This window comes from Halobellus sp. H-GB7 (assembly GCF_030848585.1).
Taxonomy (GTDB): Archaea; Halobacteriota; Halobacteria; order Halobacteriales; family Haloferacaceae; genus Haloquadratum; species Haloquadratum inordinatus.
The window spans coordinates 1-25,392 of sequence record NZ_JAVDDW010000011.1 but is presented as its reverse complement, the minus strand read 5'-3'; the positions used below and the strand labels follow the sequence as shown (position 1 = coordinate 25,392).

The 25,392-nt window shown below is 59.6% G+C and carries 17 protein-coding genes and 1 pseudogene; 13 read left to right on the top strand and 5 right to left on the bottom strand.

The features are described from left to right. The first annotated feature begins 104 nt into the window (after nt 1–104). From RBH22_RS14970 to RBH22_RS14955, 4 genes are all read left to right on the top strand, one after another. On the top strand, nt 105–1,469 hold the full coding sequence (locus RBH22_RS14970; RefSeq protein ID WP_306678040.1) for a hemolysin family protein: 1,365 nt from the start codon (nt 105–107) through the stop codon (nt 1,467–1,469). Between the two features lie 837 nt (nt 1,470–2,306). Further along, nucleotides 2,307–3,674: a glycine cleavage T C-terminal barrel domain-containing protein gene (locus RBH22_RS14965; protein WP_306678039.1), complete on the top strand. Its 1,368-nt coding sequence runs from the start codon at nt 2,307–2,309 to the stop codon at nt 3,672–3,674. An 80-nt stretch (nt 3,675–3,754) separates the two neighbouring features. Next, nucleotides 3,755–4,384 carry a hypothetical protein gene (locus tag RBH22_RS14960; protein ID WP_121570480.1) on the top strand — a complete coding sequence of 210 codons (630 nt, stop codon included), beginning with the start codon at nt 3,755–3,757 and terminating at the stop codon, nt 4,382–4,384. Nucleotides 4,385–5,175: 791 nt separating this feature from the next. Further along, entirely contained in the window at nt 5,176–6,504 is a 1,329-nt protein-coding gene (locus RBH22_RS14955) for an orc1/cdc6 family replication initiation protein (protein ID WP_306678038.1), read from the top strand. A 557-nt stretch (nt 6,505–7,061) separates the two neighbouring features. On the opposite strand, the gene RBH22_RS14950 is transcribed toward RBH22_RS14955, so the two are convergent. The 3 genes from RBH22_RS14950 to RBH22_RS14940 form a co-directional block, all read right to left on the bottom strand. Next, nucleotides 7,062–8,243, bottom strand: coding sequence for an Mrp/NBP35 family ATP-binding protein (locus RBH22_RS14950; RefSeq protein ID WP_306678037.1), 1,182 nt, complete (start codon nt 8,241–8,243; stop codon nt 7,062–7,064). A 63-nt stretch (nt 8,244–8,306) separates the two neighbouring features. Beyond that, nucleotides 8,307–11,552, bottom strand: a complete 3,246-nt coding sequence (locus RBH22_RS14945; RefSeq protein ID WP_306678036.1) for a molybdopterin-dependent oxidoreductase — start codon at nt 11,550–11,552, stop codon at nt 8,307–8,309. Between the two features lie 2 nt (nt 11,553–11,554). Beyond that, nucleotides 11,555–13,339, bottom strand: coding sequence for a 4Fe-4S dicluster domain-containing protein (locus tag RBH22_RS14940; RefSeq protein ID WP_306678035.1), 1,785 nt, complete (start codon nt 13,337–13,339; stop codon nt 11,555–11,557). Between the two features lie 510 nt (nt 13,340–13,849). Between RBH22_RS14940 and RBH22_RS14935 the strand changes: the two genes are divergently transcribed. Together RBH22_RS14935 and RBH22_RS14930 are read left to right on the top strand one after the other, a co-directional pair. Beyond that, complete coding sequence (locus tag RBH22_RS14935) at nt 13,850–14,203, top strand: hypothetical protein (protein ID WP_306678034.1); 354 nt, start codon at nt 13,850–13,852, stop codon at nt 14,201–14,203. A gap of 133 nt (nt 14,204–14,336) precedes the next feature. Next, the gene (locus RBH22_RS14930) at nt 14,337–14,978 is read left to right on the top strand and encodes a helix-turn-helix domain-containing protein (RefSeq protein WP_306678033.1); all 642 of its coding nucleotides are present in this window, start codon (nt 14,337–14,339) and stop codon (nt 14,976–14,978) included. A gap of 410 nt (nt 14,979–15,388) precedes the next feature. Here the strand turns inward: RBH22_RS14930 and RBH22_RS14925 are convergent, their stop codons facing one another. Further along, entirely contained in the window at nt 15,389–16,135 is a 747-nt protein-coding gene (locus RBH22_RS14925; protein ID WP_306678032.1) for an IclR family transcriptional regulator, read from the bottom strand. A 470-nt stretch (nt 16,136–16,605) separates the two neighbouring features. Between RBH22_RS14925 and gcvT the strand changes: the two genes are divergently transcribed. The 7 genes from gcvT to RBH22_RS14890 all read left to right on the top strand — a co-directional run bounded on the left by gcvT (nt 16,606) and on the right by RBH22_RS14890 (nt 24,989). Continuing rightward, entirely contained in the window at nt 16,606–17,700 is a 1,095-nt protein-coding gene (gene gcvT, locus RBH22_RS14920) for a glycine cleavage system aminomethyltransferase GcvT (RefSeq protein ID WP_306678031.1), read from the top strand. A 63-nt stretch (nt 17,701–17,763) separates the two neighbouring features. Then, nucleotides 17,764–18,138 (top strand): glycine cleavage system protein GcvH, encoded by a 375-nt coding sequence (gene gcvH, locus RBH22_RS14915; protein WP_306678030.1) that lies wholly within the window; start codon nt 17,764–17,766, stop codon nt 18,136–18,138. Nucleotides 18,139–18,143: 5 nt separating this feature from the next. Then, nucleotides 18,144–19,511: an aminomethyl-transferring glycine dehydrogenase subunit GcvPA gene (gcvPA, locus tag RBH22_RS14910; RefSeq protein ID WP_306678029.1), complete on the top strand. Its 1,368-nt coding sequence runs from the start codon at nt 18,144–18,146 to the stop codon at nt 19,509–19,511. Continuing rightward, nucleotides 19,508–20,953, top strand: a complete 1,446-nt coding sequence (gene gcvPB, locus RBH22_RS14905; protein WP_306678028.1) for an aminomethyl-transferring glycine dehydrogenase subunit GcvPB — start codon at nt 19,508–19,510, stop codon at nt 20,951–20,953. The genes gcvPA and gcvPB overlap by 4 nt, the downstream gene beginning before the upstream one ends. Beyond that, nucleotides 20,946–22,355 (top strand): dihydrolipoyl dehydrogenase, encoded by a 1,410-nt coding sequence (gene lpdA / locus RBH22_RS14900; protein ID WP_306678027.1) that lies wholly within the window; start codon nt 20,946–20,948, stop codon nt 22,353–22,355. Before gcvPB ends, lpdA begins: the two co-directional genes overlap by 8 nt. 630 nt (nt 22,356–22,985) lie before the next feature. Beyond that, a complete protein-coding gene (locus RBH22_RS14895) occupies nt 22,986–24,245 on the top strand; it encodes a tyrosine-type recombinase/integrase (protein WP_306678026.1) in 1,260 nt (419 codons plus the stop codon). 444 nt (nt 24,246–24,689) lie between these two features. Further along, on the top strand, nt 24,690–24,989 hold the full coding sequence (locus RBH22_RS14890; protein WP_306678025.1) for a UPF0175 family protein: 300 nt from the start codon (nt 24,690–24,692) through the stop codon (nt 24,987–24,989). A 55-nt stretch (nt 24,990–25,044) separates the two neighbouring features. Here RBH22_RS14890 and RBH22_RS14885 read toward each other — a convergent pair. Then, nucleotides 25,045–25,158, bottom strand: a pseudogene (locus RBH22_RS14885) (IS5/IS1182 family transposase); the annotation flags it as partial. Between the last annotated feature and the right edge of the window lie 234 nt (nt 25,159–25,392).

Here is a 25,392-nt window from a genome sequence, read left to right as displayed (position 1 = left end):
TCTCTGAGGCTCGCGAGGTCTATGCAAAAGCCTATATTCGATTGTGAACCAAAGGCATATGTTAGCAAATGCCTCTATCCGTGGATCCGCTTGAGACAAACCCAATGAGTTCTATTCTCACAATCATCATTGACGGACTATATTCGGAAACATCGGTTACTCTTATTGGGGCTGTAACCCTCCTCATTCTACTCGGGCTTTCGGCGGTCTTTTCGTCATCTGAAATTGCGTTGTTCTCACTTGCGAAGCATCGTATCGATGCACTCGCTGCGCAGGGAGCCCCTGGTGCGGAAACCGTTGCAGACCTGAAATCCAACCCGCACCGACTACTCGTGACGATCCTCGTCGGGAACAACCTCGTCAACATCGCGATGTCCTCTATTTCAACTGTTATCGTCGGATTCTATTTTGATCCTGGGCCTGCTGTACTCATCTCAACGTTTGGAATTACGGCGATTGTTCTACTCTTCGGCGAAAGCGCACCTAAATCGTATGCCGTCGAGAATACAGAATCCTGGGCATTGTGGGTCGCTCGACCGATCAAACGCTCCGAGTACGTGCTGTACCCGTTGGTCGTTGTCTTCGATCATCTCACACGGTTAGTTAACCGAGTGACAGGGGGTCGCGCTGCGATCGAGTCCTCGTACGTCACCCGTGATGAGATTCAAGAGATGATTCGGACGGGAGAACGTGAAGGTGTGATCGACGAAGAAGAACGAGAGATGTTCCAGCGCATTTTTCGATTCCGAAACACCATTGCGAAAGAGGTGATGACACCACGATTAGATATTGTTGCGATCGAGAAAGAGACCGCACTCAACGACGCGATCATTCGCTGTCTTGAAAGTGGACACCGACGTCTCCCGGTCTATGATGGCACTTTAGATGATATCGTCGGAACCGCTGATATTCATAAGCTCATTGCAGCACACCGAAGTGGCGAAGATCGTCCTCTTAGCGAGCTTGAACTCTTAGACCCTCCCCATCATATCCCAGAGAGTAAATCTGTAGACGAACTACTCAGTGAAATGCAGACTTCTCGAACTCAGATGGCGGTCGTTATCGACGAATTCGGGACGACGGAAGGACTCGTGACGATAGAGGATCTGACAGAAGAAATCGTCGGGGAAATCCTCGAAGGAGCAGAAGATGCACCGATCACGCGACTTGACGAAACGACAGCGCTTGTTCGCGGTGATGTAGATATTGCTACGGTAAATGAGCAACTTGGTTTGGGCCTACCAGATGGGGAGGAATTCGAGACGCTCGCAGGACTCTTGTTCAACCGGGCTGGCCGGCTCGTTGAGCAGGGAGAAAAATTTGGTGTAGAAGGTGTACAACTGCAGGTAGAGGCGATGGATCAAACTCGAATAATCCAGGTTCGAATCCACTATAGCCAATCTAAGAATTCCTCCCAGTCGAGCGTCAAGCCGGAGAGCCCGAACTCGGCTGAAGTCTCCGCCAAGTGATTTCAGTTGTCCAAGTCGAGGGACGTGTTTTTTCAGAAATACGACTGATTGCTACAGGACCCTCTGGTTCTAACAATTTAGATATTTTTTGAAACTAATAGTTGTAAATATAACTAATATGAAAATAAATTAGTAGAACAAGAGCTTCGGGATCTGGCTCGCAAGAAACATTCACGTTCGTGTTACGCCTTTTACTAAGAACTGTATGAGCAGCCATCTGGATCGTCTCCGGAATCTGATTGGTCAAGAATATCAATTACACTAGTGTATCGATTAGTTGAGTACTACAGCCAACTCAAGACTAACTAGGTCCACGAAAAATTCGTATCGCTAGATATGGTCAGATCCTGGGCACTCTCTTTCACCGTATTATCCCTCCAGCGGGTGAAGGGTGACTGTGAGTCGACGCCGCGTGAGCTACTTGCCGATTTACGGTGGTGTCGATACGGTGAATCTCGCGGATACGACCATCAGCTGCCAGTCCCGAATTGTAACTGGTAGTGGACCTTCACCGCGGATGTAATAGGGGAATGTGAACGAGTTTCGATCCAAATACGCCAGAAATCTGTCGCCTCAGTGTTCGTCACTCCGCAGCCTCACAGACTCTTCCGGACCTCTACTTAAATATGTTATAAGGTTAAGATACAACTCAATGCGGGTACGGGTCGTCAACTGTGTCGCATGGTAGCGAGAACCCGCGCTGACGACCGAGACAGAGCGACCGAACTAGAACTCTACCTCCCCGCCAGGGCCACCTCGCCGGTCGAAGCCGGTCGATTCGAGCGTCTCTGGGGACAGCTGTTCAACAACGGCGTAGGACCACAGACATAGATAATAATGCCTGGAAATCAACACCATCCGAACTACCCCAGCGTCGACCAATCGGACCGCACCATTCCCAGAAATCTGCGTCAATCAGGCGACGCAGACATCGATCTCGTGATTTCGAACCGAGTCCGGAAGTCGCCATTCTGGCATCTTTCCGTCGAGGAAGGCTGTCACGAGGCGACGGTGTACAACCATATGTATCACCCTCGGGCGTTCATCGACCCCGAAGACGGAGGGTCGGAAGCCGAGTACGAACTGCTGGTCAACGACGTAGCGCTGTGGGACGTCGCAGTCGAACGCCAGATTCGTGTTAAAGGGCCCGACGCAGAGGCATTCGTCAACTACGTCATCACGCGGGATGCGACTGACATCGAGCCGATGCGTGGCAAGTACGCCATCTGTTGCAACGATGACGGTGGCATCCTCAACGATTTCGTCCTGTTGCGTCCCGACGACGACGAGTTCTGGTTTTCCATCGCCGATTCGGACCTACTGCAGTGGTTGCAAGGGGTCACAATTGGGAACGACTTCGAGGTTGACGTCGACGAGATCGACGTCTCGCCGATGCAGATTCAGGGCCCGAAATCGCCCGACGTGATCGAGTCTCTCATCGATGACGCGGTCGAAGACGTTCCGTACTACGGACTGTTGGAAGCGACTATCAACGACGTCCCGGTGTTGGTGAGCCAAACGGGCTTCTCCGGAGAGGCAGGGTTCGAGATATACGTCCGTGAAGCAACAACGAACGCCGAAGCAGTGTGGAACCCGGTACTCGAAACGGTCAAAGACCACGGTGGTGCCGCGGCGCCAGTAAACGGTCGTCGACGGATCGCTGCCGGAATCCTGTCGTTAGGGCAGGATATGGACCACGAGACGTCGCCTTTCCAGGTCAACCTCGGCTATCAGGTCCCCGACGATAAGGACGCGGACTACGTCGGCAAAGCCGAACTGGAACGTCAAAAGGAAGCCATCGAAAACGGCGAGTTCCCGTTCACGCACAAACTGGTTGGTCTGAAAATGGCAGGCGACCCGATTCTGGAATGGGCCTCGGACTACTGGCTCATCTCGGATCCAGAGACGGGCGACAAATGTGGCTACCTGACGTCGGCGGGGTGGAATCCGGATCTCGAGGCGAACCTCGGCCTCGGATTCGTGCCAGCAGAGAAACTACAGGCCGCGACCGACGTCCCGCTCGACGACTCGATATACGACGCAGATCTCGACCTGGAGTTCGAGGTACACCTCCCGGACGAGTACGCAGCGGAGCCCGGCGAACCTGTCTATGCGACGCTGGCGAAGGTCCCGTTCAAAGAGTCGGTCAATCCCAGTGCTCGCGAACAGGCCAAGATTCACGCCCGGGACGACGTGGACGAGTGAGGTCGTCTGCGCTGAACGACATCGCGCAAGAATGTTATTTTATTGTGAGGAATTAAGTTCGACCGCAGTGAAGTTCCGATATGGTTCTCGCCCTCCACCACGCTAAGCTTGAGCCTGTCAGCCGGTTCTTCGGCGCGCTATCGGTCTTCGCCGCTAGTGTCGCTGCGGGATGGCTCTGGAGTCCACATCCGTTCAGGGATGTATTCTTCAGCGGGATCGTGCTGCTTGCCGTCCTTTTCAGTCTCCTTGGAATGTTCGGAGTATGGACGAATCATACTCCGATCGCTTGGATGGCCTCACTCTTGTTACTCGGGTTCACGGTTTTCGGAATGTGGTCGGCCGGACTGCTGTTCGTTCCTGCGGCGATATTTTTGGTTATCGCGACGATCGCTTCCCATCGAACCGGACCTCGGAGAACAGTCCAGCACGCGATACGTGCCAACCCACCGACTGTCGCAGAACTCGTTTTGAAGGCAGTAGCCGGTGCCAGCGCCGGATTCGCCGGCGTGTGGATTACTTATTTTGGTGCCGTCAGACAGGAATTGTTTGGGGCGTGTGCGGACGAAACGTTGTCGTGTGCGCTCACGAAGATGCATTGGGGGGCGGTCGGTCTGACGCTGTTTGGATTGGCAACTATCGCTGTCGGCGGGTGGGCCCTCTGGAAGCAGATCTACATCGCTCGTGTGCTACGTCTCACTCGTTCAGGGTAGCAGAGTACGGCTCCAACTCGCGACACACCACATAACACCCGTCGCTTTTCTACGGTTCCTTTGCTAGCGCTAGAGAGGTATTTTTAGCATCGAAACGGCAGAGGTGTCGGAGCCAACCCACAATGATCCCTCAGACACCACCTTGCAAGTGTTCTGCAGTTGTGGAGGATCGGGGTACTCGGGACTCAAACCGTGTTGGTTCGCTCGATTCCAAAAGAACACTTGCAGAGAGGTGTTCCACAGCTCCTAGAGGCAGTACCAATCCCAACTCCCTGAACTCCGCTGAGGCTATCACAATCAGTTACAGGCCTCGAAAAGCCGATTGATCAAATATTTCGAGATCGTTCACACGGGATCCCTAGTACCTACACACACACCACCCTGCAAGTGTTCTGAGCGTCGGCAATGAGATACCCGATAATATGGACAGAGACCAGTAGCATATAAATAAAATGGTCACTAGTTGTCTATATTCATATTATACTGATATAGACGCTTCTACGTTTTCTTTCTCTAGCTACCATTCCATTATTTACTTTTTCAAAAAGATTTATATTATATTATAACGGGATATTCTAGTCAGTTGTAGCAGCAGTAGGCAGTAACTCTAGCTAGCGGAAAGGCCACTCCACGTTGGGAATGACGAGGAACTGCCCCTCACACGCGAAATCTAAGAACACTTGCAGGGTGGTGTGTGTGGGTCCGAAAAAACCGAGAGACGCAAAACACTTGAAACACTTGCAGCCTGGTGCTGGGTTTTATAACGACAGACGCTAAAAACTGGGAGTAAGATGGTACAGACGGACGAGAATCCGTTCGATGGGCGGGACGAGATTTTCGCGGCCAAGCAACCGCTCAAGAAGGACAGCTTCGACCCCGAGACGATCTTCCACCGAGATGAAGAAATCGACCTCTATGTGAACGCCCTCCAAGACGTCGTGGTCGGCCACGAACCGAACAACGTCTTCGTGTATGGGCCAACGGGAGTGGGCAAGACTGCGGTGACCAAGTGGGTCCGGGATATGTTACTCGAGAAAGCAGACGAGCAGAACGTCGACCTCGACATCCTCGGCCCTGTCAACTGCCGGAACTACAAATCGTCCTACCGGCTCGTCAGCCGACTCGTAAACGAGTTCCGGAATCCCGACAATCAACTCCCGAAGAGTGGATATAGCACGGACACTGTCTTCGAGTTCCTGTACGAAGAAATCGAAGACGTAGGCGGGAACGTCCTCATCATCCTCGACGAGATCGACAACATACCGCCGGACGCCCGCAACGACTTCCTCTACGACCTCCCACGTGCAGAGGCGAGTGAGAACGCCGCGATCGACGAGGCGTGTATCGGCCTCATCGGTATCTCGAACGACCTGAAGTTCGTCGACTCGCTGGAGCCCAAGGTCAAAAGCACGCTCGGTGAGCGGGAGATCAAGTTCGGACCGTACGATGCCAACGAACTCCGTGACATTCTCGGGTATTATGCCGACCTCTCTTTCCGCGATGGCGTCTTGAGCGACGACGTGATCCCACTCGCTGCGGCATTCACCGCCCAAGAGCGGGGTGACGTTCGCCAGGGGCTCAAGATCCTCGAAAAAGCCGGCGAATACGCGCGGATGGACGGAAAATCGTCGGTCACTGAGGACCACACTCGCCGGGCTACCGAAACGATCGAGACGGACGAGATTCTCGACTCGTTCGACAACGACCTCACTCGACAGCAGGCACTCGCATACATTGCGACGACGCTCGCGATCATCGAACCCGAACACGAGGCTCGCACGAAGCGGATCTACACGCTGTACTCGTCGATTGCCGAGGCTGTGGGCAGCGACCCGCGCTCCGAGCGGAAACTCTACGAATACCTCGATCAGCTTTCGATGCAGGGATTCGTCAGGTCTGAAGATCACAATCAGGGACGCCGTGGCGGTCGGCGATTCATCTACGAGGTAACCGACGACCCTGTCGACATCATCAACGCTGTCGTAAAATCCGACTATCAGGAAGCGCTTCCGAACAACGTGTGGAATATCTTGGAACACTACAAAGAAGACGAGGCAACATCTTTCGAGGCCCCTAATCCCGACGACGAGACCCAACAGCAGATCTGGCACTTCACCTAATTCAACGCAGAGGCCCCCAACACAAGGTGCGCGAAGCTCTCTGTCCATTTTCGTCCAGTCTCGTACAGCCTCCTCCAGGACCCCGTTACCTCCCCCGGCCCTCATCAATCACACCGAACACTTGCAGGGTGGTGTGTCTGTGTCTCGTCGATGGATCGTCTGGAACACTTGCTGGTAATGTGTCTGCGTCTCGTCGACAGACCGTTTAGAACACTTGCCGAGTGGTGTGTCTGTGTCTCGTCGACGAATCGTCTGGAACACTTGCAGGGTGGTGTGTCTGTGTTTCGTCGATGGGCCGTTAGAACACTTGCAGGGTGGTGTGTCTGCACCTCGTCGACGAATCGTTTAGAACACTTGCAGGGTGGTGTGTCAGCTCCTCATCGACAGACCGTTTAGAACACTTGCAGGGTGGTGTGTCTGCGCCTCGTCGACAGACCGACTGGAACACTTGCAGGGTGGTGTGTCTGTGGACGGGCCTCGTGATGCGAGCACCCTGTCGACGTTCCCAAACCAACTGCTGTCGGAACCCGATGACGAGGCGAGGCGATCGGGAGCAGTCAGTGGTCGAACTGGACGGCAGCCTGGTTCAGTCGCGCTGCGGCGCGCGTGGCGGCAGCCCTGAGCCGCTCGCGGGCTTCGCCCCCGTTCTCGCGCAGCGCCATCGGGGGCAGGGACCCAGTCTGTTCGCGCTCCCCACGCGTGCGAGGTAACTGGAGCCGCCCGATCAGCGGCAGGTCGATGCCAGGTGCGGTGACTGTTTCGCTCTCGTCCTCGTCGGGTGCGAGGGTCCCGACAGCGGGGTCGAGAGGTATGCGGCCGAGGACTGGCACCCCGTACTCTTCGGCGAGGAAGTCACCGCCACCGGTCCCGAAGATGTCGTGGACCTCGTCGCAATCGGGGCATTCGAAGCCGGCCATATTCTCGATAACTCCGAGCACGGGGACGTCGTAGCGGGCGAATCCGACGAGGCCGCGACCGGCGTCGTCGACTGCAACCTCCTGGGGCGTCGTTACGATGATCGCACCCGCCACGGGCAAGTGCTGGACGAGCGACAGTTGCACGTCCCCGGTTCCCGGTGGCATATCGACGATGAGGTAGTCCAGTTCGCCCCAGTGGACGTCGCCGAACAGTTGCTTGATGAACTCGTCGACCAGCGGTCCCCGCCAGATGACCGGATCGTCCTCGTCGGCGAGGAATCCCATACTCATCACGCGGACGCCGTGGGCCTCTCGCGGGACCATCTCGTCAGCTGTTGTCGTGTCGGGCGTCCGCTCACTGAGGCCGAACAATGCTGGCGCGTTCGGGCCGTAGACGTCGGCGTCGATCAGGCCGACGGAGGCGCCGGCGTCGGCCAGCGCGATTGCGACGTTCGCCGCGACAGTGCTCTTGCCGACGCCACCCTTGCCGGAGGCGACGGCGACGACGTTCTTCACGTCCGGCACCATTTCGATGTGCTCGCCGGGGTCAACGGGTTCCCCCCGGAACCCGACCTCGACGGAGTCGACGTCTTCGACCCCGGCCGCTGCGTCGGCGATGCCGCTAGCGAGGTGCTCTCGGAGTCGTTCGCTCGGTACTGGGAGTGAGATCTCAACTGAGGCTACGCCGTCTCGTACGACGATGTCACCGACGCCATCGATATCGACGAGGTCGGCGTGGAGCTCGGATTCGCCGACGCCCTCCGACGCAATGGCGTCGCGGACGGCTGCTGCACGGTCGGTCGGAGAGTCATCGGACGTCATCGTTCGCGCCCCTCCGATCCCGCCGAATTTCGAGTTAGCGCCGAAATACGGCCCGGATCCGGCTCACTCATCGCGCTTCGGGCCGATATTCTCGGCGTCCCAGCGGTTCTCACGGCCGACTGGGCCGTCCATCGACCAGGCGTCGTCCTCGCCAGGCTCGGTCGGGGGCGCGATGGGTCGCTTGAGCCACTTCGGGCGGCGCATCCCATCGGGGCCCGGTGCCGGGCTGGTCTTTTCGACCCACTCGCGGTAGATTTCCATCGACCGCTCGGTGTCGACGTAGACGTCGCCGTAGTAGTCGTCCTCGGTCGCGGGCCGGACGCGGACCTTCTGATGCCAGCAGTGCATCCCCGAGATGGGGTCGGGATGTGGAGCGTGCGTGAGGTTCTGTGGGACGCCCCCGTCGGTCCACCAGACCCGAGCGGAGTCTGGGTCATCACTGTCGAACGGCCCGATGCCCGATTGCTGGCGCATCCCCCACGTGCTGTCGCCGTCCTGTAGGTCGACGGTGACTTTTCCATAAGGATCGCCGCCCTCGTCGTAGTCGCCGTCGGCGTCACCGTCGCCGTCACGGTCGATCTTCCACTGCCCCATATGGTGGCTCATCGCGGCGATGCCGGGTTTGATGGACTCGGTCACCCACACCTCGTTCACGTAGTAGCCGATGTCGGTCTCCACTCGAACGAGATCGCCCGTTTCGACACCCAAGCGCTCTGCGTCCTTGCTGTGGAGCCACACGGGGTTGTTGTGGGAGATCTCCTCCAGCCACTTCGAGTTCGACGACCGGGAGTGTATCTGGGTCGGTAGCCGGAACGTCGGCACCAGCACCATCTCGCCGGCCTCGTAGTCGATGTTCTCGGGATGGACGTGGCTTTTGAGATAGTGGGGGATGGTGTACTCGTCGTCGTCCCAGCCCCAGTCGGCGAGGGTCTTCGAGTAGAACTGCTGTTTGCCTGTCGGTGAGGGGAACCCGCGCTTGGGTTCGCCGTCGACGAGGACGCCCTCGACCGTCGTTTCGACGTCTTCGAGATCGCCCAGCGCGACCCGGTCGTGCTCGTAGACGCGGGATTCGAAGGCGTCGCCGTCGTAGTCGAGTGCCTTTGTATCCGCGGCGCCGACATCGGCGTCAGCGGACAGCACCCGGTGGATGGTGTCGTACTCGTCGACAAACACGGCTTCGTGCTCCAACAGGGCCGGATCGACCGGCTCCTCGTGGAGCTCGTACTCGTTCTGGCTGGCCTCGAACGCGCCGTGGTGTTTCATATACTCAAGCGGCTCCATCCCCTTCTCTTCGGCCACCTCGACGAGATTGTCCTCGTGCTCGAAAATATAGCGGTAGTACTCATCGACGGTCATCTGTGGGGCGTCGGCGGTATCCACGCCCGTCTCGCGCTCGTCAGAAGCGTCGTGGTTGACCGATCCCTCGCGCTCGTCAGTCGCGCCGTCGTTGACCGTCCCCTCACGCTCGTCAGCCGCGCCGCCGCCGGCCGATTCCTCGCCCTCATCATCGCGGTACGGCGACTCGAAGTATTCGCGAATGCCGAGATCGCCGTCTTCGTCGACTCGCCAGGAGAGGTCCATCCAGAACTCGTCTTCCTCCCAGACCTCGCCGGGGTTGGCCTCGTAGGTGCGGTCTACGTCCTCGCCCTCGCGCTCTGCGTACTCCCGCTGGACCGGCTGGCGGTACGTGACCCACGTCGCGGCGTGAGTCTCCTGGCTCTGGATGTCGTGGCGCTCGGGGCTGTGGCCCATCGGCAACACGTAGTCGGCGAAATACGCCGTCTCGTTCCACGTCGGCGTGAGCGCGACGTGCATCCCGACCTTATCCTCGTCGGACAGTGCCTCTATCCAGGAGAAGCCGTCCGGATAGGTGTAGACGGGGTTGAACACGCGGGTGAAGTACACCGACAGCTCTCCGCGCCCCTCCTTGAGGAAGTACGGGAGTAACTGGCTCATCTCGTAGTGAGCGAACGGCCACTCCGGCGGGAGTTGCATCTCGTCCCAGGTCTGCTGGCGGGGCGGTTCGTTGGGCATCTCGGGCTCGAACTTGTGCCAGGCGTTGGGGGCGGTGCCACCTTTCGTACCGACGCTGCCGGTGAGCACCGAGAGGAAGTGCAGCGTTCGTGAGACCTGCCAGCCGCCCTCGTTACCCGACGCCGCGGACCGCCAGATGTGACTGGCGAACCGAGAGCCAGCGGTCCCGATCTTCCGGCCCACCTTCGCGATCATATCGGCATCGACGCCGCTTTCGGCCTCGGCGTAGGCGGGCGTGAAGTCTGCGTACGTCTCTTGGAGTACGTCGAGATACGTCTCGAACGTCCGCTCTCGGTGGGGATGTGCCTCGTCGAGGAACTGCTGCCAGTTGACCCATCTCCGGAGGAACTGTTCGTCGTAGAGCCCCTCCTCGAGAATGACGTTGGCCATCGCCAGCAGGACGGCCGCCTCGCTCCCTGGCTGTGTGGGGAGCCAGAAGTCCGACATTGCGGCCGTGTTCGAGAGTCGTGGGTCGAGGACGGCTAGCTGGCCACCCTCCATCACGCCCTCGATGATGCGTTGGGCGTGAGGATTGAAGTAGTGGCCTGACTCCAGGTGGGCCGACAGCAAGAGGATGAACTCGGCGTTCGCAAAGTCCGCGCTGGGGCGGTCGTACTTTTGCCAGAAGGCGTAGCCCGCTCGGGCGCCCGCTGAACAGATGTTCGTGTGGGAGTTGTGGCCGTCCAGTCCCCACGCGTTGATCACGCGGTCCATAAACCCTTCGTGGCCGGGACGCCCGACGTGGTAGGTGATCTCGTTCTCGCGGCCGTCCTCGATGGTCTGGCGCATCTCGCTGGCGATGTCGTCAAGCGCCTCGTCCCAGGAGACACGGGTCCACTGTCCGCTGCCTCGGGGCCCGTCGCGCTTGAGCGGATACAGGATTCGTTGGGGGTCCTTGACCTGGTTGATGGTGGCTGGCCCCTTCGCACAGTTCCGGCCCCGGCTCCCGGGATGCTCGGGGTTGCCCTCGATCTTGCGTATCTCGCCCGTCTCCTTGTCGATGTACGTGAGCAACCCACATCCAGCCTCGCAGTTGAAGCAGGCGGTGGGGACGACGGAGTACTCCTTCGGGAGGCCTTCGGACTCGTACTCGACCCAGTCGTGCCACTGTTCGGGGTCGGGATACGAGCCAAGTTGGCCTTCGGGCGCGATGCGGTCCACGCCGTCGACGCCCCGGCGCTGTCGCTGTTTCTTCGTCTCTTCGGTTCGGTTCGAAATCACGCCGAGCCGCTCTGCGAACTTCTCGATACGGCTCGGATCGAATTCGTGTCCCATGATTAGGCGAGTGAAATGGTCTGCGGGGCAGTTATCCAGCAGTACTCGAAGGCGAACAGGCCGGTCAGCGCGAGTGCGCCGGCGGCCGCCGCGAGGGCAGGTGACCCGACGGCAAGCGCCGCCAGCGGCAGGACGATGCCGACGACGACACCGCCGGCCCAGAACGCTGTCCGGAACCGGCCTCGGGTGATCCGGGCGGCAGCCTCCTCGGCGTCCTCGGTCTGGTGCGGCGTGAATATCTCGGAGGCGACGAGGACAGCGTGCAGGACCAACCCAGCGCCGAGTGCCAGCGCGGACGGCCCGACCATCTCACCGAAGCCGGGCACGCCCACGACACCGAGGATGACCAGCGTCCCGCCGCCGGCGACGATCGACTGGGCGAACATATGTAGCGGCATCGCGGGGCTCTGCCAGAGGTCTCGCCCCTTCGACTGGCTGAACAGGAACGCCGTGTAGACGGCGGTCGCTGCGCCGAGGACAGCGCCGACTCCCAGCGAGACGGGATGGACGACGGCGTCGACGCCAAGGAAGCCCCCCACGACGGCAAGCCCGAGGTACGCGCCGGCTACCGTGATGATGTAGGCTCCTTTCACGAGCCAGGAGTTCCAGTTCGGCCGCAGCAGCACCCAGTGGAACCGGGTTGGCTGTTCGAGGTCCAGGATGAGCAGGACGCCCGTCGCAGCCAGGAATAGGCTGCTGACCAAGGCGCTCGCGGCGAAGGTAATCGGGTCGGGGTCGACCACGCCAAGCAGCATAAACAGCGCCGATAGTAGGAGCGTCCCAGCGGAGATTCCCTTCGTCCACGTGTACGAATACACCTCCCAGCCCCACGACTGATAGTGGCTCTCGCCGACGTCGTAGACGCGCCTGGCCTCTTCGTGCAGGAGCTCGTAGGCCCGCTCGGTGCGGCCCTTCGATTCGTCGTCGTTCGACGTCGCCGCGGCCGCCGTCCCGTAGCCGCCGTCGGACAGCGGGTCCGCGCCGGCAGCCGACTCCGACTCCTCGCCCTGGCCGCAGGCACAGGAATCACAGCCGCAGTCGGGGTCCCCGCCATCGGCCCGGGCCTCCGACTCGTCGCCATCCCCGAGGGCGACATCGGACTCGGCCAACGACTCGGCGGCCTTCTGGAGGTCGAAGTCCGGAACTTCTGCGCCCTCCGTCTCCACTTGGTGTGGGGCGTCGCTCCACATATAGTGTTCCTCGCGCGCGGTCGTGCCTGGCGTAGTGCTGCCTTCGTCGCCGTCGACGTAGAACAGCTTCGGCTCCGTTCCCTTCTCGGGTTTGCGAGCCTGGATCTCCTCCCGAGAGATGGTGCGGCTGATCTCGGTGTCGGCATTCTCCAGATCGCCGGCGAGGATGGCGTCTTCGGGACAGACAGTCACGCACGCTGGTTCCCGGCCCGAGTCCACCCGGTGCGAGCAGTAGTTGCACTTTGCGGCAGTCTCGGTGTTCGGGTCGATGTAGAGCGCGTCGTAAGGACAGCCCTGCATACAGGCTTTGCAGCCGATGCAACGCTCTGGGTCGAAATCCACGATGCCGTCTTCGCGCTCCCAGAGGGCCGTGACCGGGCAGACGTCCGTACAGGGGGAGTCGTCGCAGTGGTTACACCGCATCACAGAGAAGTTCCGGTTCGTGTTGGGGAACTCCCCTTTCTCGATGTACTTTACCCACGTCTTGTTCACGCCGATGGGGTCGTCGTGTTCGCCCTTGCAGGCGACTGTGCAGGCGTGACAGCCGATGCACTTCCGGTTATCGATTACGAATCCGTAGTTTGTGATAGGGGCCACCTCCGTTATTATATGATAACAATTAACGTGTAGAATGATAACACTTATTCCTTTCGCGGGTTCGCAGCGGAAGTCACTCAATTGAATACAGAGCTTCATCGCACGCTTGAGTGTCCGCTGTCGCTCTCCAAACCACGATAAATCTATAGTTGCGTTTGCAAGTCTTCGCTCACTCGACTGCACGACGGCGTGCGATCGGATGTGCAATCAGTTGCAAGCGCTACTATAGTCCACGACTCCACCGAAGCGGCTTATTTTTCCACAGAGCCTCCAGAAATTGTAGCTCGGGAACGGACAGGGCAGAACACTTGCAGGGTGGTGTCGTTGAGATCTGCTCCCATACCGCGTGAGATACCACGGTATGGTGGTTCCCAATGTCGAGAGCCACCCTCGCAGAACACTTGCAGAGTGGTGTTCTTGACATTCGTGGGCAAGTCGTATGGAACACTTGCAAGGTGGTGTTCTGGTTGGTCCCCATACTGTTATTTCATTGTCTACTGATAGTACAGTATGGCCGTCCCCTTCGTCGGTTCCATCGTCGCGTTTGTCATCGCCTTGCTCATCGGCGGGCTGGCGATTTATGTTAGCGCTCGGGTTGTAGTTGATGTCGACGACTACGGACACGCAGTCATCACAGCAGTGCTCGGTGCGATCGGATGGGCGCTCACTGCCTGGATCCCGCTCATCGGTCCGCTCATCGCGCTGGTCGTGTGGATCGGAGTCATCAACTGGCGGTACCCGGGTGGTTGGGTCAAAGCCGCTATGATCGGCGTCGTGGCTTGGCTTGCGGCTCTGATCATCCTCCTGCTCGTGAACTCGGTTCTCCGACTCGGCGTCGGGGCGTTCGGGATCCCCGGGGCATAGCGACGTTTTCTCAAGTTCGAGGCGAAAACCTCAGCTTCCGTCACAGGAGGTGCTCGCTGGTTTCGACCCGATGTGAAGACGAACATATTCGTGCGTATTTTTCCACCTCCACTCCAACACAGATACATCGACGATGCCCCGAGCGACGCTCTGTCTGGAACTCCCCGAACAGGTGTGGGTCTCGACGCTCTCGAAGCAGTACCCCGATGCCGAGTTCACGGTGCTCGCTGCGATGCCCGCCGGGGAGACCGGAGTCGGACTCGTCGAGATTACCGCCGACGACATCGAACCGATAGTGACCACGATCGACGGATACGACTCCGTCGTTTCGGTGACAGTTCTCGAAGCGCAGGCCGATCGCGCACTCGTGCAATTCGAGACGACGGAACCGCTCTTGATTCGCTCACTGAGCGAAGCGGGAGTGCCGCTGGAGCTTCCGATCACCATCGTCGACGGGGAGGTGACGCTCGAACTGACGGCCTCCCGAGAGAAGCTTTCGGAACTCGGCACGCTACTCGACCAGTTCGGTATTCCGTTCGAGTTACTGTCGATCACACGGTCGATTGACACCCAATCGCTCCTGACCGAGGCACAGTATGATCTCCTCGGGACAGCAATCGAGCGGGGCTATTACGACACGCCGCGGACCTGTACACTCACCGAACTGGCCGACGCTGTGGGCCTCGCGAAGTCGACGACGAGCGAGAAGCTCCACCGTGCGGAAGAGAAGGTTGTCAAAGAGTTCCTCAGCAGTGGGGACCGAGATCTGGAGTGAGGGTCAGGGCTGGTTTTTTCGTTCTCTGTCTGTTGATTTTTCAGCTCCCTCGAGCTGTAGGCATCCACCTCCAGCACTGCGGTCCATTTGCAAACACGCTCGTTGAACTCATACTGGTCAATGAATAAAACGAACGGAACGAACAAAATGAATAAAACGAACGCATTTTGATCAATGAGGTCAACGAAAATGATACCATCACCCCGGATACGAGGATCTGTGTGCTGCAGTCACCCTCGGGACGCGATCGATCGCGGCCAACCGTGGATGGGAACTTCCGACCGCCCAGTGGCTCAGCGACTTTCTGGCGGGACTCGACGGGCGTTAATACGACTCAACTCTGCGTGGCGCGGAGTCAGGAGGCGCCGATCCCGCGAAGTGCTCGACGGAGACGGACAGGGCAGAATCGTTCACCGAGACGCGATTTCGCGTTCGATCTGGGTCACGGTCTCCCGCAACTCCGAGGCGATCTGTTCTTCGGAGAGTCGATACGGCGGTCCCGACACGTCGAGAGAGCCCAGCACGCTCCCGTCCGGGTTCGTGATGGCCATCCCGACGGCCATCAACCCCTCGAGCGCCTCCTGGTCGTTGAGCGAATAACCCCGTTCGCGAGTCCGCTCTAGCTCCTCGTAGAGTTCGGTCCTGCTCTGTATCGTGTTCTCTGTCTCCTTGGGGAGTCCCCACCGATCGAGCACCTCCTCGACGCGCTCGCGGGACCACTCTGCGAGCATCGCCTTCCCGCTCGCGGAGTTGTGCATATGGAAGTACCGTCCCACCTGGAACCCCTCTTTCGTGGGGTCGTTGTTCTCGTCGAAAATGATGACTGACCGGCCGTGCTCGGTGATGGCGAACGCGACTTCCTCGTTGAGGCGGTTGCTCAGTCTGTGAGCGTGCTGTCGCACGATCTCGTACTCGGGCTTTCTGTGCCGCGCCTGCTCGCCGAGGTGAAAGAGCTTGATTCCGAGGTGGAATTCGTTGCCCTCCTTCACGACGAGTTCGTGGTTGCGAAGCGTCGTCAGATGAGCGTGGACGGTGCTGTTGGCCAGTTCCAGTTCCGCAGCGATCTCGCTCATCTGGGCTCCCTCCAGCCGACTGATCACGTCGACGATGCGGAGCGAGGTGGCGGTCGTGGTTAGTTCGCGTCCATTTCTTGGCACGCTCGACTGTTATCGAGAGAGTTTATAAATATTCACGAAATCCGAATTTGCTGGGCTCACCGGAGCGTGGCTCCCGAGGGGCAGAATCGTTGTCGTCATCTCAGGCTTTGTTTTAGCCACCAACCGTCGAATAAATCTCAAATCCAACAACCTCTCGCGGTAGTATACTCGAAGTGTCCAATACTACTGTCCCGCAGAAGCGAAGGCCGTCCCGGAAGCACCACGAGATAGCCCAACGATGGCTCGACTCTGGTCTATTCCTCCTCCGCTGAGACACTACCATACGGCCGTTAACACGGGTTCGAGCCATCAAGTAGACAAATCTGTGACGAGTGATATCGGGATTCGATCATCACCTCGACCGACCCCAGACATTCACGTGTCGCGAAATATATCGGGCCAAAATACAACAAATACGTGGTTATCTAAGTAAAAAACGCATAAATACTTGCAGTTGTGTAGTGTATGTTGTGTCATCCAACCAAACACCGCTGTACGACTCCCACTGTCAGGCTGGCGCTGACTTCACCGACTTCGGTGGGTGGGAGATGCCGGTCTCGTTCGACTCGATCCGGGAGGAGCATCGAGCCGTTCGAGACGGTGTCGGACTGTTCGACGTGAGCCATATGGGACAGCTAGTCGTCGACGAGCCCGACGCGGAGACGCTGTTACACCGACTCGTCCCGAGTGACATTCGGAGCCTCGAACCGGGCGCGGCACAGTACTCGTGTTTCCTCCTGTCCGACGGCATCATACTCGACGACATCGTCGTGTACGATCACCCGAGCAAGAGTGAATACGTCGTCGTACCGAACGCCGGCCACGACGAGCCTCTGTACGGTCGGCTGCGCGAGCACGCCGACCGCTGGGACCTCGACGTGACGGTCGAGAACCGGACCGCCGAGACAGGAATGATCGCGGTGCAGGGTCCCGAAGCGGTGGCTCGTGTCGAGGCGGAAGCGGACGACTCAGTCGAGGAGTTGCAGCCGTTCACCGTAACGGAGACCTCGATTGGTGACGTCGAGTGCCTCGTCGCCCGGACCGGATACACCGGTGAAGACGGTGTCGAGATCCTGTTCCCCGGTGACGATGCGACAGCGATCGACACTCTGTTCGACGACGTCCAGCGATGTGGGCTCGGCGCCAGAGACACCCTTCGTCTGGAAGCCGGACTGCTACTCTCCGGACAGGACTTCGACCCCGAGGACGAGCCGCATACCCCTTACGAGGCTGGCATCGGATTCGTCGTCGACCTCGATAGCGGGGACTTCGTCGGTCGGTCGGCCGTAGAACAGGCCCGAGACGAGACCGACGAACAGATCGTCGGACTGCGCATCGAGGACCGGGCGATCGCTCGTCACGGCTACGAGATCCGCTCCGATGGCGACTCCGTCGGACGGGTGACGAGCGGGACGATGAGTCCCTCGCTCGGGATCCCGATCGCGCTTGGATACGTCGACTCCAGTCTTGCCTCGCCCGGCACCGAACTCACCGTATCGATACGCGATCGGTCCGTCGAGGCGACGGTCGTAGAGACGCCCTTCCTCGAATCGTGTGGCGAATAATCCGAACCGAACGCTCGACACAGAGACGATGACGAACGACGCATTACAGGAACCCCAGCACCGATGACGCACGAGACACCGGCCGACGTACTGTACACCGACTCACACGAGTGGATCGACGACCGCGAGGACACCCTTCGAATCGGGATCACCGACTTCGCACAGGACGAGCTCGGCGACGTCGTGTTCGTCGAACTCCCGGCCGAAGGTGACTCCTTGGAGAGCGGAGCAGCCTGTGCCGTCGTCGAGAGCATCAAGGCGGTCTCGGACATCTACACTCCGGTTTCGGGGACGGTGACCGCGACGAACGAGGCGATTCTCGATCAGCCGGAACTGCTCAACACCGACCCGTACGGCGACGGCTGGCTCTTCGAGATCGACGGACAGGTACCCGACGACGCACTCGACGCAGGCGACTACCGCGAGCAGATCGAATAACGACAATGCAACGCATACAGCACGACGGCACGGACCGGTCACACGAACTGGACGAATCGAGCCCCTTCGCGCCCCAGACGCCACAGGAAGTGGATGCGATGCTCTCGGCGATCGGCGCCGACAGCGTCGAAGAGCTGTTCGACGTCCCGGAGGCAGTCGCGTTCCACGGGGACTTCGACATCGAATCGAAATCCGAGTACGAGGTCGTGACCGAAATCGAAGAGCTCCTCGGGCAGAATGCCGATCGGACGGAGTTCCTCGGTCGCGGTCACTACGACCACTACGTGCCATCGGTCGTCGACTACCTCTCGCTGCGCTCTGAGTTTCTGACCTCCTACACGCAGTACCAACCGGAGACGTCGCAGGGGTTCCTCCAGGCGCTCTTCGAGTTTCAGTCGATGATCGTCGAACTGACTGGGCTCGACGTCGCCAACTGTTCGATGTACGACGCCGCGACCGCACTCGGTGAGGCAGCGCTGCTTGCCGCACGCGTCCGAGAGACCAGCGGATCGCGCGTCCTCGTCCCCGAGACGATCCGCTCGGAGCGACACAGCGTGTTGGAAAACTACGCTGACGGCGCGGAGCTGACGGTAGAGACGTACCCCCTTGCTGAGGGGAACACCGACGTCGACGCGCTTTCGGAGTTGATCGACGAGGACGTCGTGATGGTGTACGCCGAATCTCCGACGGCCCGCGGGGCGATCGAGGAGCGACTGTCGGCGGTCGCTACCCTCGCAGACAACCACGAGGCGGCGTTCTGCCTGGGATCTGACCCTGTCGCGCTCGCGCTTCTGAAAGAGCCGGCCGCCGTGGGCGCTGACATCGTCATCGGCGACGCGAGCGTCCTTGGCCTCTCGGCCAGCCACGGGATGGGACTCGGTCTGTTCGCCGTCAAAGAAGGGTATCTGCGGCAGGTCCCTGGGCGACTCGTGGGAACGAGTGAGACAGCCGAGGGTAGGCGTGCGTACACCCTGACCCTCCAGACCCGAGAACAACACATCCGGAAGGAGCGAGCCACGTCGAACATCTGTACGAACCAGGCGTGGGTCGCGCTCCGAACAGCGATCCACATTGCGACGCTCGGTGCCTCGGGGCTGGCGGCGCTCGCCGAGGACTGCGTGGCGACGGCGTCTGAGGCCGCTGCTCGACTCGACGCCGTTGAGGGCGTCACAGCTCCAGTGGACGATCGGCATCACTTCCGTGAGTTCGTCGCGCGCACGGAGCGTCCCGCAGCCGAGGTTGCCTCAGAACTGGCGGATCGTGGGTTCCTCGTCCACGAAGTCGGGGAGTTCGAGGTCCAGATCTGCGTGACCGAAACCAACAGCAACGAAGTGGATGGCCTTGTCGCGGCCGTCCAGGAGGTACTCGAATGAACTACCAACAAGCCACGTGGACGCGCGAAACCGACAGCGGCGAACCGGTCAACGAACCGCTCCTGTCCGAAAAGCGCACGCAGACGGTCACCTACGACGACGTCGACCTCCCGGACGAGTTGGTGCGCGACGAACTGACGCTCCCGGAACCGGCCGAACCCGAGGTCGCGAGCCACTACACGCGGCTCTCACAGATGAACTACTCCGTCGAACACGGCCCCTACCCGCTGGGGAGTTGTACGATGAAGTACAACCCGAAGTTCATCGAGGACGTCGCCGCGCTGGAGGACGGTGCGATCCACCCCGACCGTCCCGACGAGTACGCCCAGGGGACCCTCGGGATCCTCCACGGACTCCAGGAGTATCTCGCGGAGATCGGCGGAATGGAGACCGCCACCCTCCAACCGCCCGCTGGAGCGGCAGGCGAGTTCACTGGCCTTCTCGTGGCCCGCGCCTACCACCAATCGAACGACGAAGACGACCAGCGCCGCGAAGTGATCGTGCCCGCGTCGGCCCACGGCACAAACTTCGCGAGCGCGGCGATGGCCGGCTATGACGTCGTGGAACTTCCGAGCGACGAGGACGGACGAGTCCCCGTTGACGCGCTCGAAGAGGCAGTTGGTGATTCGACGGCCGCACTGATGCTGACGAACCCGAACACGCTCGGGCTCTTCGAACGCGACATCGCCGATATCGCTGACATCGTCCACGACGCGGGCGGACTGCTCTACTACGACGGCGCGAACCTCAACGCGCTGCTCGGTCGAGCCCGCCCCGGCGATATGGGCTTCGACATTATGCACTACAACGTCCACAAGACGTTCGCGTCGCCGCACGGCGGCGGTGGCCCGGGAGCCGGTCCGATCGGCGTCGTCGACGAACTCACGGAGTTCCTCCCCGATCCACACGTCCGTGAGACCGACGACGGATCGTTCGAGTTCTACGAGCCCGCCGAGAGCATCGGGAAGGTCCACGGCTTCTACGGCAACTGGCTGGTGCTGTTGAAGACCTACGCGTACATCTCTCGGCTCGGCGACGGCGGCCTGAAAGACACCTCGGCGATGGCCGTCCTGAACGCGAACTATCTGGCTTCCCAGACCGATTTGGACATCCCGTACGGGCCGTTCCACCACGAGTTCGTCGCCAGCGCCGGCGACGTCGACGCTGCTGAGTTCGCCAAGGGAATGCTCGACGAGGGCGTCCACCCGCCGACGACGAAGTGGCCGGAGATTGTCGACGAGGCGCTGATGACCGAGCCCACCGAGGCGTTGAGTAAGGAGCAACTCGACGTGTTGGCAGCGGCGTTCACCGCGACGAATCAAAAGACGTCCGACGAACTTGCCGACGCACCGACGAAGACTGCTGCGGCGCGCATCGACCAGACGAGTGCTGCACGGAACCCGCGGCTCTCGTGGCAGGATGTGGAGGGAACCGATGAGTGACAACTTCGATACGGAAGTCCTCGTCGTTGGCGGCGGTCCAGCGGGGTACGTCACCGCTATCCGAGCGGCGCAGTACGACCTCGACGTGACGCTCGTCGAGATGGACGCCCTGGGCGGGACCTGTCTCAACCGCGGCTGTATCCCCTCGAAGGCGCTGATATCTGCGGCAAACGTCGTCCACGAGGCCCGAAATGGGTCGGCAATGGGGATCACGGCCGAGATCGACGTCGACTTCCAGCAGATGGTCGAGTGGAAAGACGACGTCGTTCGAAATATGAACCGGAGCGTGGAGAAGCTCTGTAAAGCCAATCGTGTCTCGTTCGTGGAAGGACGCGTGACGTTCGCGGACGAACACACGGTTCACATTGAGCAGTCGGACGGTGGGTCGGACCGACTCACCTTCGAGCACGCCGTGTTGGCCACGGGGAGCCGCCCAATCGAACTGCCGGGGTTCGAGTTCGACAACTCCGGAGTGCTCGACGCCAAGGGTGCGCTCGAACTTGACGAGCTCCCGGAGAGCCTCGTCGTCGTCGGCGCGGGCTACATCGGGATGGAACTCTCGATGCTGTTCGCGAAACTCGGCGTCGACATTACGGTCTTAGAGGCGCTCGATACGATGATGCCCGCGTTCTCGTCCGATCTGGTCGCCCCCGTTTCCTCGGCAGCGTCGGAACTCGGCATCGAAACGAACTACGGCGAACTCGCCTCGGAGTGTCGATCCACCGATCAGGGTGTCGTGGTGTGTACGGAATCTGTCGACGGCGACGCTCGGCACGAATACGAGGCCGAGGCGGTGCTCGTCGCGGTTGGTCGGAATCCGGTTACCGATACGATGGATCTCGACCAGATCGGTCTCGACCCCGACGAGGACGGATTCATTCAAACGGACAAGTACGGACGCACGGACGTCGACCACGTGTTCGCCGTCGGCGACGTGGCGGGTGAACCGATGCTCGCGCACGCCGGTTCGACGGAGGGCGAGATCGCCGCCGCCGAGATTGCTGGTCGGAATCCCGTCTCGAAAGACCGGGCGACGCCCGCCGTCGCGTTCACGTCGCCAGAGATCGCCACCGTTGGAATGACCGAAGCGGAAGCCGAACAGACCGGGCACACGGTGTCAGTCGGGGAGTTTCCGATGCGTGCCAGCGGCCGCGCGCTCACGACCGGGCACGCAGAGGGGTTCGTCCGTCTCGTGAGCGGCGACGACGGCGTCGTCCTCGGCGGCCAAGTCGTCGGTCCGGAGGCCTCCGAGTTGATCGCCGAAATCACGCTCGCAGTCGAGGAGGGACTGACGACGAGCGAATTCGCCGAAGTGGTACACTCTCACCCGACGCTGTCGGAAGCGACCTACGAAGCCGCCGCCAACGAACGGGGACTGGCCATTCACACGCTCAACCGTTGATACGCTGGCAGCGTCTACCAGCTCTCTCGTCCAGAAGGTCTGCAATAGGGCCGCTGACGCCGCCCAGAAGTTCGTCGGTTGTCGAATGCGCTTCGGGAGCGGTGTCGTCAGTGCTTGATGGGCGAATGCTTGCTATACGCGGATTAATAGGTCAAGATGGTGTGACCTCGTAGTAAGTAACTGTGTTTTGCTGGGCAACAGAATAACAGAAGTACGTATGTTATTGGGTGTGTGTCGGAGGATAACTGTGCGGGAGTGTCAGCTCACCGTTGTTGAAAACAACTGTCTCTCTAGCTGTGTTTGCAACGGTACACAGCTGATCGAACGGCCGCGTGTGTTCGGCTGAGTCGAGAATTGCGAACGCTATTGAAGCTCTGGAGTATGTTGAGTTGCTCTCCCCGCATTCGATAGGGAGGCCCGATCCCTCAAATTTTGTATAGCGATATGTAGTATATCAAAACGTAGTGAACAACCTCTGGTTAGCTGTGTTGTTTTGTTGTCGCACCCCGACAACACTACACCACAAATACTAAGAAAACCGACTGTATCTCTCTACGTGCTCAAAACCGTGTCCTTAGAATCACACTCTCGGAAAGCGAGTCGGCTTCTCCCTGCAGGTACGATCTAACGATGCCAAACTACGCACGCTTCGACGGCCTCGACGACTTCGCCCAGTTCTACCGTGAGGAAGTCGCACCTACACTTCGCGCTGACGCAGACGTCGACACCGATCCCGAACGTGAAACGCCCACGTACGCGTGGCTGAAGCGTAACTACTCCGGATTCGTCGAGCGCCTACGCCGTGAGTACGACCTCTCACCCGGTGAGTTCTACGACGCCGTCGGCCTCCCACCGAACTCTGATGATGCCGACGACGAATGGGGCATCGACCACGAGCCAACGATCCGCGGGCTCGAAGACTACCTCGAAGAACTCGAACGGGACCGCGGGCGCGCCCCGACGACCGTGGGACCGCGCCGCTCTCGGTTGCGGACGTACGTCACGACCTACTATGAGGTCAACGAAACGGACGATTTGCTCTCGCCACTCCTCGACGAAACCACGAAACCCGACGAAATAGCGCGCGTGCGCGACACGTTCCGCGTGCTCGACGACGAGCTGGGGACACTCGCCTCGAAGAAAAAGTACGTCTCCGCGGTGAAGAACTGGTACACGTTCCTCGAAGAGATGGGACGCAGCCTCTACAACCCGGCTGAGAACCTTCTGAACCGGTTTGGGTGGGACGAAGACCCGATCTACGATCATCCTGCACTTTCTCGGAGCGACCTCTCTGCACTCCTCGAAGCTGGCAATGCTGACGAACGGTTTCTCCTCCTCGCGCTTGCTGGCTGGGGGCTCCGTCCGATCGAGGCGTGTGAACTCCACGTCGATCAACTCGTTCTAGACCCGGAGGAAGGCGACGTCCCCTACATCGAATTCGAGGCTGGCCAACGGAAGAACGCCCGCCGAGCCCGGAACACCGTTGAACTCCTCGCCGGCGTTGAGGCTGTTTCTGACCGTATCGATACCCTCGCATACAACGACGAGTGGACTGGCTATCTCCTCCCGGGTCAATCGATCACGCGGCCGATGTCGACACAGACAGCGCGGCGTTGGTTCCGCGATCTCGGCGAACGAGCTGACGTGGACATCGACGGTACTCATCCGCTCCCAAAGATGGGACGCCGAACCTGGTACCGTCTGTACCGCCAGCAACGCCCCAGTATCGAAGCGGGGACCGCGGCTGTCGCGGCTTCCCAAGGCAGTCGGGATGCGTCCGTTTCTGAACGAAACTACCTCGACGAACGCACCCGCCGACAGGCCCGTGCAGATGCAATGCGGGATCTCGTCCAAGACGAGTTTGCGGACATCTTCGACGAGTATCTGTAACTGTGGCTGGTGCCGAGTGTAAGTGTGATGCCTCTCAATCAGCATCGAGTCTTCTATAGTAGCGTTTGCAACTGATTACACAGTCAACCGCACGACTGCGTGGGATTAGGTGGGTGAAGACTTGCAAACGCTACTATAGTGCTCGCCTCTCGTTTTGGCACGGCTCAATGAGGTCCATTGCCCGCCTCTCAATACATTCCGTAGGCTGAGCGTAGCGATCGTCTCGTGAAGCCGATCTGGACAGACCCAGGCTTCGCGTGAACCACTTACCGCTATATACAGTTTCACTGTCAATAGTTGAGACTCGTCTTCTCAATGCATATGGTATTCTGGCGTAGTTCATGAATAGTATGGAGGCGTAGTCGGCCATAGAACGATGGCACGAATCACCGGGTCGTATCCAGACGACCTTGACCTCCTCATCGAGGGTGCTGCGAGGCTGGTGTGTTCGGGGGCAAGAGCGATGCGTTGCGGGAGTTCGTGCGTGAATACTTCGAGGAACACGAAAACGAGCGCATTGCAGCTGCGGTCGCCCTCTACGAACGCGAGCGGATCACGCTCGGTGATGCTACGAGACTCGCTGATGCCGACCGTTGGACGATGCGTGATATCCTCCGTGAGTACGATGTCGAACTCCAGTTCGGGGTCGTAGATGAGGAAGATGCGGATTACGAGGCGGAGGCGGCGACGGAATTCGATTTTGATGACGAGTCTGCTGGTGACGAGGCGTCGCGCCCGCAATGACGACTGACGAAATTCCAACGGGCGGCTCTGTAGTTTCGGTATACGACGCTGGATTTCACCGGTCCCGGACGCTCCGGCAGAGGTTGTGGACGGTGGCCTTGAGGATCATTTCACGGAACTCCAGCCACCAGATCCGTACACGCACGGCAGTGTCGAGCGTGCGCTTGATCATGAAAAAGCGGTTTCGCATATGCTCGTTGGCGGTACCGTGGTCCAACGCGATCCAAATTCCTAACGATTTCCAGACCGTAACTGGCCGTAATGGGCCGTTTTCGAGAATCTATCATGTTTGTTCGAGTTGTCTGGCGGCGGATGCGTGAAGAGAACGTGACGTTCATGGCTGGTAGTATCGCCTACCAAGCGTTCATTTCGCTCGTTCCGTTACTGGTTCTCACTCTTTTCA

What these genes read in the sequence shown, in the direction of transcription:
- RBH22_RS14970 (WP_306678040.1), top strand. Translation starts at nt 105, where the DNA reads ATGAGTTCTATTCTCACAATCATCATTGACGGACTATATTCGGAAACA.
- RBH22_RS14965 (WP_306678039.1), top strand. Translation starts at nt 2,307, where the DNA reads ATGCCTGGAAATCAACACCATCCGAACTACCCCAGCGTCGACCAATCG.
- RBH22_RS14960 (WP_121570480.1), top strand. Translation starts at nt 3,755, where the DNA reads ATGGTTCTCGCCCTCCACCACGCTAAGCTTGAGCCTGTCAGCCGGTTC.
- RBH22_RS14955 (WP_306678038.1), top strand. Translation starts at nt 5,176, where the DNA reads ATGGTACAGACGGACGAGAATCCGTTCGATGGGCGGGACGAGATTTTC.
- RBH22_RS14950 (WP_306678037.1), bottom strand. Translation starts at nt 8,243, where the DNA reads ATGACGTCCGATGACTCTCCGACCGACCGTGCAGCAGCCGTCCGCGAC.
- RBH22_RS14945 (WP_306678036.1), bottom strand. Translation starts at nt 11,552, where the DNA reads ATGGGACACGAATTCGATCCGAGCCGTATCGAGAAGTTCGCAGAGCGG.
- RBH22_RS14935 (WP_306678034.1), top strand. Translation starts at nt 13,850, where the DNA reads ATGGCCGTCCCCTTCGTCGGTTCCATCGTCGCGTTTGTCATCGCCTTG.
- RBH22_RS14930 (WP_306678033.1), top strand. Translation starts at nt 14,337, where the DNA reads ATGCCCCGAGCGACGCTCTGTCTGGAACTCCCCGAACAGGTGTGGGTC.
- gcvH (WP_306678030.1), top strand. Translation starts at nt 17,764, where the DNA reads ATGACGCACGAGACACCGGCCGACGTACTGTACACCGACTCACACGAG.
- gcvPA (WP_306678029.1), top strand. Translation starts at nt 18,144, where the DNA reads ATGCAACGCATACAGCACGACGGCACGGACCGGTCACACGAACTGGAC.
- gcvPB (WP_306678028.1), top strand. Translation starts at nt 19,508, where the DNA reads ATGAACTACCAACAAGCCACGTGGACGCGCGAAACCGACAGCGGCGAA.
- lpdA (WP_306678027.1), top strand. Translation starts at nt 20,946, where the DNA reads ATGAGTGACAACTTCGATACGGAAGTCCTCGTCGTTGGCGGCGGTCCA.
- RBH22_RS14895 (WP_306678026.1), top strand. Translation starts at nt 22,986, where the DNA reads ATGCCAAACTACGCACGCTTCGACGGCCTCGACGACTTCGCCCAGTTC.